We start from the raw sequence: 14,381 nt of genomic DNA on the forward strand, positions 1-14,381 counted from the left end.
CGCTTTGTAACAATTCACTTAATCCTCTAGCGCTGACCTTTGGCTATACTCAAACTAGATTGCGTTCATTATGCATACATATTTCGTGCAAAATTGTGCCTGAGTTGTGGAGGTCAGCATGCGAGTTATAGCTACGTTAATTTGTTCACTTTTTTTGTTATCTGGTTGTCAGAGTACAGAAACACAGGTGTCTGCCCCCCAGTAAACCTAGTGAATGTGCAACAATTCGAAATCCAACCTGTCGAGACAATGGATGAGATTTTCGAACTTGATGAGCGAATGAAAACGCAGCTCGATAACGCCTTTGCCTCTCGTTTTGGTGATTTAAGCTCGACCAGACGCCTGATGATGTTTCTTCTCAACAATGGTGACAAAAGCGTACGCTATCAATCGGGTGCAACACTCACTGCATCGCAAACCTACAATCAACTCAATGCCAACTGTCTATCCTTGTCGATTTTGGCCTTTAGTATGGCTGAACACCTTGGCCTGAAAGGTCAATTTCAGCGCGTCCACATTCCTGAGTACTGGGCGCTGAATAGGGGTTATAACCTATTAACTGGACATATCAACTTGCGCCTCAATATGCCTCGCCAACAGCGAGGGGATTTTGTTGAGGTATACAATGATCGCAGACAAGTATTAGTCGATTTTGCTCCCGATATTTCGGGTAGCAAATTTAAAACGACCGACATAACAAAAGAACGAGTTGCCGCGATGTTTTATAACAACAAAGGAGCTGCTGCGTTGGTTGAAAATGATTTCGAACAGGCATACAGCTACTTCATCGCAGCTACCAATATTGACCCATATTACAGCGGTGGCTGGGGGAACTTAGGGGTCTTATTCCGTACTGTAAACGACTTTGAGCGAGCAGAAATTGCCTATGAATATGCAATTGAAGTGGACCGCAAAAATAACACCGCACTTGGCAATCTGGCGATTCTATATCGACTTACCGAAAGAGACGATTTAGCACTTAATATCGAGAATCGCCTTGCCGAAATCCGCAAAGAAAATCCTTACTATCAAATCGCTTTGGGGAATGAACGCCTACTACAACAAGAGTTCGGCCAAGCGCTCAAGCATTTTAGACAAGCCAAGGAATTAGATGAGCGTATACATGAAAGCTATTTTGGTATGGCTCACACCTATTACTTGATGGGAGACATCAAAGCTGCGAAGAAATTTATGAAGATGGCCCAACAAAGAGCGCAGTTCGATTATGACAAATTACGCTATCAAGGTAAGCTGGCAACATTAAACCTATTTGCACAGAACTAATGTCCCAGTTATTCACTGCTTTCATTCTGTTGCTGCTGAGCGGATTTTTATCCAGCATAGCGACAGCGAGACAAGTTAATACCGAGCCCGCATGGTATAGCGATATCGCAGCCCTAACCAGCAACAGCATGGCAGGCCGCCAAGCGGGTACTGCGTCGGCCAAAGAAGCGGCACATTACATTCAAGACCGCTTACGCCAGCTTGGTTACCGCACCCAATTACAAGAATTTGAATTTAAGAAAGGTTTTTTTTCAAAAGCGCTGGGATACAACGTTGTAAGCACCCACTGCCAGCAAAACTGCTTAGTGATCAGCGCACATTACGATCACCTTGGTACAAAAGGCAATAAAATCTATGCTGGTGCCAATGACAATGCCTCGGGTGTTGCGGCGATGTTGTATCTCGCACAGCAACTTGCACCTTTCAAAGATAAAATAACATTTGTTGCCTTTGATGCAGAAGAACCTGGACTTTATGGCGCACATCATTTTGTAAAACACGCAGCGCCAAGACAACTAGCCATGAACATTAATTTGGACATGTTAAAGTTACCCAAAGCCAATAGTCGTCTATATTTTTTAACCAAAGATGATATGTGTTCCAACGCGCTAGAGGAGTTAGACAACACAAGTGTAAAAACGCAGTTAGCTCGCTCTAATCAGGCCATTAATCGGCGAGTGAAAGACGACAGAATTGATTGGCTGCGAGCAAGCGACCATTGGGCGTTCGCTAAACAAAAAATTCCCTTCGTTTTTATAACGGGGGCTGAAGATCCTGAGTATCACAGTCCTACAGATACGCTGAGCAATTTTGATAATGAGCGTTATCAGCAAACGTTATATCTATTGCACGGCTTTACTCAACAACTGCTGTCAGCGAATTGCAGTGATTCTCTTGCTCTTGGATAAACTGTTCTTTTTTCTTACGGGTCAGCTTCTTTACCTGCGCTTCTAACTTGCAGGCATCGCTACGAGAACCGACAGGCGTCGCAAAAATTAATGTCAAAGGCCCCTTTCCTTTAAGGTTTTTTGCTCCTTTGCCTTGTTGGTGCGCGTCAAAGCGTTTAACCACGTCGTTACTGACTCCTGTATACCAATGCCCAAACCGAGTTTGTACAATATATAACCACCAAGAGTCGGAATTTTGTAAACTCATTAAACTAATTACCTCAGATACGGTCTGATTTACGATTTCGCGCTTTACCTTCAGTGTCGAATGGGTATCATGCTAACAACAATAAATAAGGACTGATAATCGAACATGCAGTGGTTTAAACAGTTTTCGCTGGTAGCAGCCATCGTTATTGTATGCAGTAGTTTAAGTGCATGCTCTAGTTGGGTCTACCGCATCAACATTCCTCAGGGTAACTTTTTAGAACAATCAGACGTCGACAAACTTCGTGTTGAGATGACAACAGAGCAGGTATTGTATGTTCTGGGCAAACCCGTAGCACAAGATTCTTTTGATAAAGATACATGGTACTACATGTATGTTTTCAATCTGGGCCGTGGAAGCGAACAAAAAAAGCAATTAAAGCTACAGTTCGAAAATGACAGACTGGTCACTATCATCTCCGAAGATTACGAGCGTCCAGAAGAATTCGATACGCCTTTGGAACAGTAAGATATTAAAAAACGCGGTTTCAGCCGCGTTTTTTTATTGCTCAGAATTCTGGTAACTTCTTATATTCGTATATTCACGCTTCATCACTGCCTGTTCATGGGCAAGCAAATGCGAATATTCACCCAAGGTCACAGGCACTTTCGCGCCATAATAAATTCGTTGAACATCATCAAACAACGCATCAAATATAACTGCGACACGAGCAAGGTGAAAACCCGAGGTGACGATGTGCAAAATATTCACGGTAGCGAGGTCTAACCGTTGACGCGCCAAGGTCGCATCTTCGAACGTAAAGCGACTAGGAATGCCCGCCAACAAGTCTCCTTTATCAACCCCAAGTGATAGCAGATGATTTTGTTGTAATTGCCAATGAGGGAATGTAGAACGATTGAAATGCTCCCCTTTACCACCGGTACATAATACCTTGCACGAATGCTTCGCTTTTAATTGCTGGTAAATACGCGCGGCGAACTTGCCGCGCTCGGTCGCTATAGGGCTTAGGGTACCGTCATCTTCGTTAGGCGCACCTAAAACGATAATGACAGCGAGGTCATTCATTCTCGTCGCTTTTAACTTTTGCGCCGGTAATTTTGTTTGCGCGCCCTTCTTCTTTGGCCTTATCCGCACGGCGGCGACGCGCCTCTTTAGGATCGGCAATTAAGGGGCGATAAATCTCAACGCGGTCACCTTCTTTGAGTTCAGTATCGAGTTTGCAAGTGCGATTCCACACCCCTAAGGTCAAGCTTTTCATATCAATCTCGGGGCACTTATCAACGATGCCCGATTTTAATACCGCTTCTTCAGCTGTGCTGCCTTTAGGCACTTCCACACGCATCACAGTGGCCTTATCAGGCAATGCAAATACCACTTCAACGTTAATCATCAGCGTTCTCCATAAACCACTTTTGCGCGTTGTGTGAACGCTTGCACCATGTTTTTGGCCACTTCGTTAAATACTTTACCAAAAGCCATCTCCACCAGTTTGCTGGCAAATTCAAATTCGAGTTTGAGGCTCACTTTACATGCATGTTCATCAAGAGCCATAAATTGCCAACGTCCATGAAGATGCTTAAAGGGACCATCGACTAGCTCAAGTGCGATGCTGTGATTGCTTTTATCGAGTTTATTATGGGTTGTGAACCACTTTTTTAGACCCGCTTTTGAAATCTCTAATCCAGCGCGCATCTCATCGACTTGCGAAGAAAATATTTTAGCATCACTACAATGCGGCAAAAATTCTGGATACGAATCAACATCATTAACTAGGTCGAACATCTCTTGACTGCTGTACATTACCAGCGCTGATTTTTCTATTTGTGGCATAACCTCTCCTCACAACCACGCAATTCTAGCAAGCTTTGAGGAATGCCCCAAGAGACATTAAACGGTCTCATTGGATTAACTGGCTAAGACGCTAAAAATCGTCAATACATGACAATAAAAAACTGGTGTAAATCCTTAGACAATCAGTATAATGGAGCCACTATGGCAAAGAAAAAATCAGCAAAATCGACCTCTAATACCATCGCGCTAAACAAAAAAGCGCGTCATGAGTATTTTTTACACGATAAATTCGAAGCTGGCCTTGAACTTCAAGGCTGGGAAGTAAAGAGTATTCGCGAAGGTAAGGTTAATATCTCAGAAACCTATATTCACTTAAAAAATGGCGAAGCCTTTTTATTGGGCAGTCAAATTCAGCCATTGAACAGTGCATCAACGCACGTTATTTGTGATCCACTTCGTTACCGTAAATTGCTATTGAACAAGCGCGAAATCGACCGCCTTGTCGGCGCAACAGAGCGTGACGGTTTCTCCCTTATCGCGACCGCGATGTATTGGAAGAAGTGTTGGGTAAAACTCGAGTTCCATTTAGCAAAAGGTAAGAAAATGCACGATAAACGTGCTGATACCAAAGAAAAAGATTGGGCTCGTGAAAAAGAACGCACAATGAAACATACCGTACGATAAAGCGAGCCAAGGCTCGCTTTTTTTATCCCTAAGAAACACGTAACAAGATGTGTTATCACTTTCAAATAATTTCCCCGCAAAGCCTTGAAAATACTCGCTTGCCATCCTTCTAAAGCTCCTGATACCTATAAACTTTTTTACAGAACCGTCCTAAAAGCGCATTGCCAGACATGTAGTAATAATGTTAATCCTATGTAGCTGTAAATGTCCGTCAAATTTTTTGACCGGATTTTACATTATGACAACACACCCCTTCGGGGACACGAGAACAAGGATTTCAGGATGACAAAGTTTACTCCGTGCACTTTGCGTGCAGCACTTGCCATAGCTTTGGGCTCTAGCGCATTAACCGTTTCTTCCGTTGCAGTGGCTGACGAAGAAGGCGCAGACAAAGTCGAACGAATTGAAGTAACGGGCTCGCGCATTAAGCGAACCGATATGGAAGGCCCTTCTCCCGTTCAAAGTATCGGTAAAGAAGACATCGCCAATATGGGTTATGACAACCTACAACAACTTCTAGAACGTATGCCAGTCGCTGGTAATGGTACCTTCTCCACCCGCGGTAATAACCAAGACTCAACAGCCAATGGTGGCGCGGCAGTCAGTTTACGTGGTTTAGGCCCGGATGCGACCTTAGTACTGATTAACGGTCGTCGCGTTGCTATCAGTGCATTCGCCGAAAGCATTACCAATTCATTTGTTGATATTAACTCTATTCCTGTTTCAGCTATTGAACGTATCGATATCCTCAAAGATGGCGCATCAGCTATCTATGGTTCTGACGCGGTAGCAGGCGTGGTAAACGTTATTCTTAAAAAAGACATCGATGGCATTGAAGTGAACTTAGGCTATGGCGCAACTACTGGCCCGAGTCACGAAGAAACAACTGCCAGCCTTGTTTGGGGTACCACAAGCAAAAAAGCAGCGCTTCACTGATCCTCGACTATTTCAAAAACACCGGCCTTGAGTCTGATGAAATGGGCCGCCTTGGTACTGCCAACCAAGAACCTTATGGTGGTATGGATTTCCGCTCATCTCGCGGCTTCCCAGGTTACTTCTATGTCGATGGTGTAAAAACGATTGACCCGAGTTGCCCGCCTGAGAATGCAACCGCCAGTGGCAGCTGTTTGTTTGACTACGGCCCCTATGGCTTTATCACACCACCTGCTGAACGTGTTGGTGCCATTGCCCAGTTCGATTATAAATTCAATAGCGATGTCAGTGCATTCCTAGAAATCGCCGCGCAGCACAACACCTCTGAAGCAGGCGGTGCGCCTACTCCGCTGGATGAAGATGCAGGCTTAACAGTGCCAGGTAATCACCCGTTCAACCCATTTGGTCAAGATATTGATATTGGTCGTTATCGTACCGTTGACGCTGGCCCCCGCCGTTGGGATATTGAATCTGATACCTTACGTCTGGTTGCTGGCCTACGAGGTGAGATTAACGATTGGGGATGGGAAGTTGCTGCGCAAAAAGGTCGCAGTAAGTCAGAACAAACAGGTGATCGCTCAATGGGTTGGGTGCGCGTTGACTTCTTGCAGCAAGAAATTGATGCAGGCAACTACAATCCATTTGGCGGCGTACAAAACTCGCCTGAAGTTATCGACCGTATTACCACGAGCTTAGTCCGTCGCGGCGAATCACACATGACCTCATTTGATGCCAGCATCACAGGTGATGTATTTGAATTTAACAACAATACAGTGATGATGGCTGCGGGCCTTGAGTACCGCGAAGAAGACGTGAGCGACGTGCCAGATGACCAGTTCCAGCGCGGTCTTATCTTTGGTACTGAGTCAGTGTCTGCAGCTGCAGAGCGCGACCAATGGGCGGCGTATGTGGAATTTTCAATCCCACTGAACGACGAGTTTGAGCTACAACTGGCTGGTCGCCACGATGATTACAGCGACTTGGTTCAACGACTAACCCAAAAGTTGCGTTCAAATGGGCACCAAACCGTGAATTCTCACTGCGTGGTTCATGGGCACAAGGTTTCCGTGCACCATCACTTGCGCAGATTGGGTTAGGTCCATCGGAAGAAAGCCAGTTCTTCATCGATACCTATCGTTGCCAAGCAACAGGCCAAGATTGTGACCTACTCGATTACAACATTGAGTTCGCAGGTAACCCAGATTTGGATGCAGAAGAGTCAGAATCATGGAACTTAGGTGCGATTTGGGCGCCAACAACACAATTTGGTATCTCGGTTGATGTGTGGAGCATCGAGCAAGACAACAAGATTGATGAGCAAGACTTCGGCTCGGTCTATAACACCCATTGTAATGACCAAAACAGCACAGTGTGTGTTCGCTTACCCGCTGTTAACGGCGACGCGCTGGGCGTAATCCAAACAGTGAACAGCACATTTGAAAATGTGAGCTCACAAGAAGCTTCAGGTGTCGACTTATCGACAAACTACAACCTGGACCTGAACGATATGGGTCTTCTTAAGTTCAATCTTGAGTGGTCGTATATGCATGAATTTACCCGTGATGACCGCGAATACATTGGTGAATACGAGTATCCTCGTCACCGTGGTTTATTCGCCACTAACTGGGAATTCGATAAATTTAATGTCAACATGAACATCAGTTACATTGGTTCGTTTGAAGATACGCCAGATGCTGACTTTGATGGCGCATTAGATTTCGACATGGTTAAAACTCGTGATGTTGACTCACAAACCTTGGTTGATATTCAAGGTGCATACAACATGAATGACGCTGTACGTATCTCAGTAGGTATGAACAACGTGTTTGATGAAGAGCCACCGTTTGCTATCGGTGATGGTGATTCAGATTTGTATGGTTATGCAGGCTCTGTACACAACCCGCGTGGACGTTACGTTTACACTAACCTAACGTGGCGCTTTAACTAAGTTAAACGCATCAAAAAGGCCGCTCTAGCGGCCTTTTTTGTAGTTTTACCCGTAAGTGTAAGACGCTTGAATACCCAGAGGGATGCCTAAGCCCCAATACGCTAGCAGGAATAAGCTCCAGCCAATCAAGAACGCAATTGAATAAGGCAACATCATCGCGATAAGTGTACCTATACCCGTGTTCTTCACATATTTCTGGCAATACACCACAACCAGTGGGAAGTAAGGCATCAAAGGAGTAATGATGTTTGAGCTTGAATCACCCACACGATATGCCGCTTGGGTTAAATCTGGAGAGATATTGAGCTGCATTAACATAGGCACAAAGATTGGCCCCAACAACGCCCATTTCGCTGAGCTTGAACCAACGAACAAGTTTACAAAGGCAGTTAAGAAGATAATGCCAACAATGGTAACGCCACTAGGTAATGACATTGCCTTGAGTACTGCTGCCCCTTCAATTGCCAATAAAGCACCTAAATTTGACTGCGCAAACGCCGAGATAAACAGTGCACAGAAGAACGCCATAACAATGTAGTATGCCATTCCTTCCATGGCTTTAGTCATCGCCATGATCATGTCTTTCGAACTAGTGAATGTGCCCGCTACAAAACCATACACCGCACCGGGAACCCAGAACAATAAGAAAATAAGCGGCACAATAGATTGCATAATAGGCGCGCTAAAATCCGCTAATTTGCCATTTTCTGCACGCAGCGGCGAATTTTCGATGCCAGCAACATAGGCGAGTAAGCCCAAACCGGCAATCATCACTAACGTCGCAATGGCGAATGCTTTCTTTTCTTTACTCGTTGCCTGCTCAAACGCTGGTAGTTCATCTGTATTGCCATCAACTTCTGAGTTTTTTAGGCGCGGTTCAATAATTTTATCGGTGATGTACCAACCTACAAGGATGATAAAGACACTTGAGATGGACGTGAAGTAGTAGTTGTTAAGCGGGTTCACTTCCATCGTTGGGTTGATTATCTGTGCCGCACTTTGAGTAAAGCTTTGCAGTAATGGGTCTATGCCTGAGGGGATAAAGTTGGCACTGAAACCACCACTGACCCCAGCAAATGCTGCGGCGATACCTGCTAGTGGATGACGGCCCATAGCATAGAAGATAACACCGGCAAGCGGAATGACCAGCACGTAGCCTGCATCTGTAGCAGTGTGTGAAACAATCCCCACTAAAATAACCATAGGGGTCAGTAACATCTGCGGCGTGCGCTTAAGCATTAATTTAATGCCCGTATTAATAAAGCCTGAGTGCTCCGCAACGCCTACACCCAACATAGCCACAAGTACAACACCCAGTGGTGCGAAGCCTGTGAATGTTTTCACCATGGAGGCTAAAAAGCCAGCGAGAGAATCGCCTGTCAGCAGATTATTTACGACGATAGGCGCATTGGTACGCGGGTCGATAACATCAAAGGTCACCCCGGAAAAGGCCCACGATAATGCCCAAATAAGCAGCATAGCGAATAAGAATATCATGGCCGGATCTGGCAACTTATTCCCTACGTGTTCAATAGTATTTAAAAAGCGCGCGATGGCGCCACTTGGTGCAGCTCCTTGCTGGTCACCGTTATTATTATTCATTGTGACTCCTTAGATAATTCATTTACATGTCTGCTGGACGAGAAGTGGCAGTGTTTAGCGCACATCATACCGTCAGGGATGTAATTTTTTCACAAGCAGCCTACTTGAAAATTAACACAAAGGCTACAAATGCAAGATGACAAGGCGTGTCGAGGTGTAAAGTCACAAGGAGGGAATGTAAAGGGCAAGCGCAAGATTGAGCTTACCCACAAAGGGTGAAGTTAGCTTGCGAGCGCTTTTACTTGCTCCCAAATTACCACCACATGATCGCGGTCTTCATCCGTCAACTCACCATTATGATAGGCTTTCACAAGGCTTTTTTCGATGTTGTCATTAAGCTCATCAGCACTGAGAGCCAAGTTTTCAACCTGTGCATAGCCCACAGCTAAATCAAAGTGACCGCGTAAGTAGCCACCTGCAAACAATTGATCGTCATCAGCATGATCAACTAAATCATCAAAAAACTGTTGTGCTGCGTCTACGTATTCTAAAAAAGCCATTACTGCTCCTCACTGTGACCAACGGCATACAGCACGTGGTCATTAAAACCTGTGGTCACTTGAATGTAACCCGATAATTCATCATCTAACTCACTGTTGCCCGTATCACTAATGAGTGGTCGACCATTCAGTGCTTGGAGTTTGCTCTTAGTTGCAACAACAATGATATTTTCTTTACCAATCATACGGATAAGCTCTGGGCTTAACTGCTGATTACCGCGACCGAATAGGTGGCCTTGACCACCAATCAAGGTGATCACCAACTTAGTTGCTTTGCCCTGACACGCCGCCAATAAATCTGCCGCCGTCATGTCTTGCCCTATCAGCACTTGGTCTTGCACTAAATCAACACCGAGCAAGGTATTTTCAAGACCCATTTCGTCCATCACCGCCGCAACGGTTGAACCTGAGCCCATAATGTACTGCCAGTCTTCATCCATTTCGCTAACAACGTACGCAGCAATGTCAGCAAGCACTAACTCATCAACTTCCTTGCCACCACCGTTTTTGACTGCCTGTACATAACGCAGCTCACTGGGCACGCGCATCTCACCATAGCGCTTTGCGCGCACGGTACCCGCGCGGAACGCCTCTTCATCAATATCCATGACATCACTTTCAGCGAGCGTAACCAGCTCACCTTTAACCAGCATTTCCACGACCCGGCCAGCCGCTTTAGGGGTAATAGCGTAAACACCCGAATGAATTTTACAGCCAGCAGGAATACCCAACACAGGCGCTTCGTCGCCAATGGCATGACACACATTTCGCGCGGTGCCATCACCGCCAGCAAACAGAATTAAATCAACCCCCTGCTCCACCAATGCCTGCGCTGCGCGCTCTGTGTCATCTGGGGTAGTCAGCTCATTGCTTTGGTACACCACCTCAACATTAAAGCCGAGCTCTTTGGCGATGTTCTCCCCCATTGCACCATTAACGGTAAAGACGGTTAACTCTGTTCTATAAGGTAACAACTGTTCAAGCGCAGCTTTGGCACGCAGGTGTGATTTTGGCTGGGCACCCAAAGCCACTGCTTTTGCTGCGGTGTCTTTACCATCACTGCCTTTTAGCGCAACGCTGCCACCGAGTCCCGCAACAGGGTTGATAATAAAGCCCAATTTAAACTGCATAATCAAATTCCTCTGGCGGCTGCCACGTTAGGTGATGCGCTTCAAGTGGATAAGGTTGTTGGTAATGCTCGGCCAAGGCCTGCATAAGCATTTGCGTGCGTTCATTAAAGCCAGTGGCTATCAAACTTTGTAGTTTGGCATACACTTTTTGTTGAAAGCTAAATCGGCATGTTTGCTCACCACCGAGATTATCCGCCGACACATTAAAGGCAAACCCAGCACTGATACACAATGCCCACTCAATCGCTTGGGGGTGCACTTCAACGCTCTCGAACTCTTTCTGCTGCTCTTTAGTGCGGCCATCTGGACAATACCAATAACCGTAATCTTCACGTAATCGACGCTGCTCGCCCGCGACTAACCAATGCGCTATTTCATGTAATGCACTGGCATAGAAACCATGAGCAAAAATGATGCGGTGGTACTCGCACTCATCATTCGCAGGCAAATAGATGGGCTCATCAGTGCCGAGCACTAATCGAGTGCGAAAGCGAGCAAAAAATGTGCGCTCAAAAAGAGCGATGAGTTCGTCAACTTGATGCATAACAACACGGGGATTTAAAACTAGGCGCGATTGTACGTACTTTAGCGCGGTTTGTAAAAATACGCCGATGAAAAAACGCACCCTTTGGTGCGCTTTTGCTTATGATCTTTGTCCTGGAATTGGACCGTGTGGTAATTGCACATTGGGGTTTTGACCCCGTTGACGCAACAGGTGGTCCATCAAGGTGATGGCCATCATCGCTTCCGCTATGGGGATTGCACGAATGCCCACGCACGGATCGTGGCGGCCTTTAGTTATCATCTCAACCGACTCATTGCTGGTATTGATACTCTGCCCTGGCACTGTGATGCTCGACGTGGGTTTGAGTGCAATACTGGCGATAATATCTTGGCCAGTAGAAATGCCCGCCAGAACGCCACCAGCGTGATTGGATGTGAAGCCTTGTGGCGTTAATTCATCGCGATGCTGTGAGCCCTTTTGCTCGACCACATCAAAACCATCGCCAATTTCAACGCCTTTAACTGCATTGATGCTCATTAAAGAGTGCGCAATTTCCGCGTCTAAACGATCGAAAACCGGCTCGCCAAGACCGACCGGTACATTCGAGGCAACAACTTTGACTTTAGCGCCGATGGAGTCACCTTCTTTTTTTAGATCACGCATGTACTGATCGAGCGCATCCAGTTTATTTACGTCGGGGAAGAAAAACGGATTTTGTTCGACTTCACTCCAGTCGTATTGCTCAGCTTTTATAGGGCCAAGTTGCGACAGACAGGCTTTAACTTCAACGCCATGGAATTGTTTTAGGTATTTTTTAGCAATCGCACCAGCAGCGACACGAATGGCCGTCTCGCGAGCGGATGAACGACCACCACCGCGGTAGTCACGAATCCCGTATTTATGCCAATAGGTGTAATCACCATGGCCTGGACGAAAAACATCTTTAATTTTACCGTAGTCTTTGGAGCGCTGATCGGTGTTCTCAATCAACAAGCCGATACTGGTGCCCGTTGTTTGGCCTTCAAACACGCCAGAAAGAATCTTCACTTGATCTTCTTCTCGACGCGCTGTGGTATATCTGCTTTGCCCAGGCTTACGACGGTCTAAGTCAATCTGTAAATCTGCTTCTTCGAGTTCAAGACCCGCTGGGCAACCATCTACTACACCGCCTAATGCGAGTCCGTGGCTCTCTCCAAATGTGGACACTTTAAACATCTGTCCAATACTATTACCTGCCATACTTCATCCTCATTCCAAATGGCGCGAAACTCAGCTAAGCGTAATGATTACTCACCAAAGTAGGCATCAAGCTCAGCTTTAGAAATCATAAATACCCCAAGACCACCGTGTTCAAACTCAAGCCACGTAAATGGTGCATCTGGGTATAGAGCATCCATATGTACCATAGAGTTACCTACTTCAACAAATAACAAACCGTTATCGGTTAGATGTGACGATGCTTTGGCAAGCAGCTCACGAGTAACATCTAAGCCATCTTCGCCTGAGGCCAGCCCCAGTTCAGGCTCATGGTGGAATTCTTCGGGTAAATCTGCCATATCTTCGGCATCTACATACGGTGGGTTGGCGACGATTAAATCGTATTTTTCATCACCCACACCCGAGAAGACGTCTGAAAGTATGGGCATCACTCTGTCTTCAAGGTTGTAGCTGTGAATATTAAAATCAGCGACGACCAATGCATCGGGTGAAATGTCCACTGCATCAACCAAGGCATTTTCAAAGGTTTGCGCGAGGGCAATCGCAATACAACCTGACCCTGTACACATATCCAGTACCCGAGTTACTTGCTCAGGGTCATTCACCCAAGGCGCAAACTGTTTGTTGATAAGCTCCCCAAATGGGGAACGCGGCACCAGTACGCGCTCATCTACGTAAAAAGGCATGCCGGCAAAAAATGCTTGGTTAGTCAGATAAGCAACCGGCGTACGTTGGTTGATACGGCGTTCGATTAATTCGCAAATATGCACTTTTTCACTGCTCGTAAGACGCGCGGCTAACAGCTCTTGAGGTGCGTCCATGGGCAAATGCAATGCAGGTAGAATAAGGGCTACTGCCTCATCCCATGCGTTGTCTGTACCATGTCCAAAGAAGATGCCATGGGCACTAAATTGGCTCGTAGCCCAACGTAACCAATCACTAATACTTTGCATTTCCTGCTGTGCTTCGAGGAGCTCAGCTTCGCTGATAAGAATTTCGTTCATATTTTTTGCAATATCTGCTCACTAATAATGCCCACATTGTAGCGTGTTTAGCGCTAGGTTTTTACGCTTTTTTTGGCTAAACTCTCGGCCATGAAAAAAGAACACTCTTCCCACATTGATGACAGCGATTTGTCCCAAGATGACATTGACTTGTTTCGTCAATCTATCGGTAGCACAAAGCGCGTTACCAGTGACACCGTGCGCCTAAATGCACAAAAGAAAAAACATATTGGCGAGCGACAACAAGTACAGCGCCAAAGTAAAACTGAATTCTACTTTTCCGACGAATACATTCCAGACATCGATACCAGTGGCACTATCAGCTACGTCAAAGAAGGTGAAGATAGGTACTTGGCAAAACAATTGCGCCGAGGTGATTATTCTCCAGAGCTCATTCTCGATTGCCATGGAATGAGCAAGGACACAGTAAAGTTAGAGCTAGCTGCGCTGATCAGCGCATGTAAGAAACAGCACGTGCAATGTGCCTGTGTGGTTCATGGAATTGGTGAGCGTATTTTGAAACACAAAGTGCCACAGTATCTTGTGCAGCATCCTGACATCATCGCTATGCATCAGGCACCGCTTGAATACGGTGGTCGTGGAGCTGTGGTGATATTAATTGACCTACCCGTGGATGTAAGCCCGCTGTTATAAGTAATACCTGTG

The 14,381-nt window shown here is 45.9% G+C and carries 15 protein-coding genes and 1 pseudogene; 6 read left to right on the forward strand and 10 right to left on the reverse strand.

What is annotated here, in order from left to right; translation table 11 throughout:
- Nucleotides 1–210: 210 nt before the first annotated feature.
- A complete protein-coding gene (locus ACH19P_RS11765; RefSeq protein WP_462158718.1) occupies nt 211–1,284 on the forward strand; it encodes a tetratricopeptide repeat protein in 1,074 nt (357 codons plus the stop codon).
- On the forward strand, nt 1,284–2,192 hold the full coding sequence (locus ACH19P_RS11770) for a M28 family peptidase (protein WP_462158719.1): 909 nt from the start codon (nt 1,284–1,286) through the stop codon (nt 2,190–2,192). The genes ACH19P_RS11765 and ACH19P_RS11770 overlap by 1 nt, the downstream gene beginning before the upstream one ends.
- Here the strand turns inward: ACH19P_RS11770 and ACH19P_RS11775 are convergent.
- Nucleotides 2,140–2,439 (reverse strand): GIY-YIG nuclease family protein, encoded by a 300-nt coding sequence (locus tag ACH19P_RS11775; protein ID WP_462158720.1) that lies wholly within the window; start codon nt 2,437–2,439, stop codon nt 2,140–2,142. The genes ACH19P_RS11770 and ACH19P_RS11775 overlap by 53 nt on opposite strands.
- Nucleotides 2,440–2,544: 105 nt before the next feature.
- Between ACH19P_RS11775 and ACH19P_RS11780 the strand changes: the two genes are divergently transcribed.
- Entirely contained in the window at nt 2,545–2,907 is a 363-nt protein-coding gene (locus tag ACH19P_RS11780) for an outer membrane protein assembly factor BamE (RefSeq protein ID WP_462158721.1), read from the forward strand.
- Nucleotides 2,908–2,940: 33 nt separating this feature from the next.
- On the opposite strand, the gene ACH19P_RS11785 is transcribed toward ACH19P_RS11780, so the two are convergent.
- From ACH19P_RS11785 to ACH19P_RS11795, 3 genes are read right to left on the reverse strand one after another with little or no spacing between them, the layout of a single operon-like run.
- Complete coding sequence (locus tag ACH19P_RS11785) at nt 2,941–3,465, reverse strand: YdcF family protein (RefSeq protein WP_462158722.1); 525 nt, start codon at nt 3,463–3,465, stop codon at nt 2,941–2,943.
- The gene (locus tag ACH19P_RS11790) at nt 3,458–3,790 is read right to left on the reverse strand and encodes an RnfH family protein (protein ID WP_462158723.1); all 333 of its coding nucleotides are present in this window, start codon (nt 3,788–3,790) and stop codon (nt 3,458–3,460) included. Before ACH19P_RS11790 ends, ACH19P_RS11785 begins: the two co-directional genes overlap by 8 nt.
- Nucleotides 3,790–4,230, reverse strand: coding sequence for a type II toxin-antitoxin system RatA family toxin (locus ACH19P_RS11795; protein ID WP_462158724.1), 441 nt, complete (start codon nt 4,228–4,230; stop codon nt 3,790–3,792). The genes ACH19P_RS11790 and ACH19P_RS11795 overlap by 1 nt, the downstream gene beginning before the upstream one ends.
- A gap of 162 nt (nt 4,231–4,392) precedes the next feature.
- On the opposite strand from ACH19P_RS11795, the gene smpB reads away from it, so the two are divergent.
- Entirely contained in the window at nt 4,393–4,875 is a 483-nt protein-coding gene (gene smpB, locus ACH19P_RS11800; protein WP_347389017.1) for an SsrA-binding protein SmpB, read from the forward strand.
- A gap of 282 nt (nt 4,876–5,157) precedes the next feature.
- A pseudogene (locus ACH19P_RS11805) lies at nt 5,158–7,756 on the forward strand (TonB-dependent receptor).
- A 45-nt stretch (nt 7,757–7,801) separates the two neighbouring features.
- Here the strand turns inward: ACH19P_RS11805 and ACH19P_RS11810 are convergent.
- The 6 genes from ACH19P_RS11810 to prmB form a co-directional block, all read right to left on the reverse strand.
- Nucleotides 7,802–9,358 (reverse strand): AbgT family transporter, encoded by a 1,557-nt coding sequence (locus ACH19P_RS11810; RefSeq protein WP_462158725.1) that lies wholly within the window; start codon nt 9,356–9,358, stop codon nt 7,802–7,804.
- 221 nt (nt 9,359–9,579) lie between these two features.
- Complete coding sequence (locus ACH19P_RS11815; protein ID WP_462158726.1) at nt 9,580–9,858, reverse strand: YfcL family protein; 279 nt, start codon at nt 9,856–9,858, stop codon at nt 9,580–9,582.
- The gene (locus tag ACH19P_RS11820; RefSeq protein ID WP_462158727.1) at nt 9,858–10,988 is read right to left on the reverse strand and encodes an ATP-NAD kinase family protein; all 1,131 of its coding nucleotides are present in this window, start codon (nt 10,986–10,988) and stop codon (nt 9,858–9,860) included. Before ACH19P_RS11820 ends, ACH19P_RS11815 begins: the two co-directional genes overlap by 1 nt.
- The gene (locus ACH19P_RS11825) at nt 10,978–11,532 is read right to left on the reverse strand and encodes an elongation factor P hydroxylase (RefSeq protein WP_462158728.1); all 555 of its coding nucleotides are present in this window, start codon (nt 11,530–11,532) and stop codon (nt 10,978–10,980) included. Before ACH19P_RS11825 ends, ACH19P_RS11820 begins: the two co-directional genes overlap by 11 nt.
- 99 nt (nt 11,533–11,631) lie before the next feature.
- Nucleotides 11,632–12,732, reverse strand: coding sequence for a chorismate synthase (gene aroC, locus ACH19P_RS11830; RefSeq protein WP_462158729.1), 1,101 nt, complete (start codon nt 12,730–12,732; stop codon nt 11,632–11,634).
- Nucleotides 12,733–12,779: 47 nt separating this feature from the next.
- Nucleotides 12,780–13,715, reverse strand: coding sequence for a 50S ribosomal protein L3 N(5)-glutamine methyltransferase (gene prmB / locus ACH19P_RS11835; RefSeq protein ID WP_462158730.1), 936 nt, complete (start codon nt 13,713–13,715; stop codon nt 12,780–12,782).
- A 90-nt stretch (nt 13,716–13,805) separates the two neighbouring features.
- Here prmB and smrB point away from each other — a divergent pair, with 90 nt between their 5' ends.
- Nucleotides 13,806–14,369 (forward strand): endonuclease SmrB, encoded by a 564-nt coding sequence (gene smrB / locus ACH19P_RS11840; RefSeq protein WP_462158731.1) that lies wholly within the window; start codon nt 13,806–13,808, stop codon nt 14,367–14,369.
- Nucleotides 14,370–14,381 lie beyond the last annotated feature (12 nt).

Source organism: Pseudoalteromonas sp. GB56 (genome assembly GCF_054923835.1).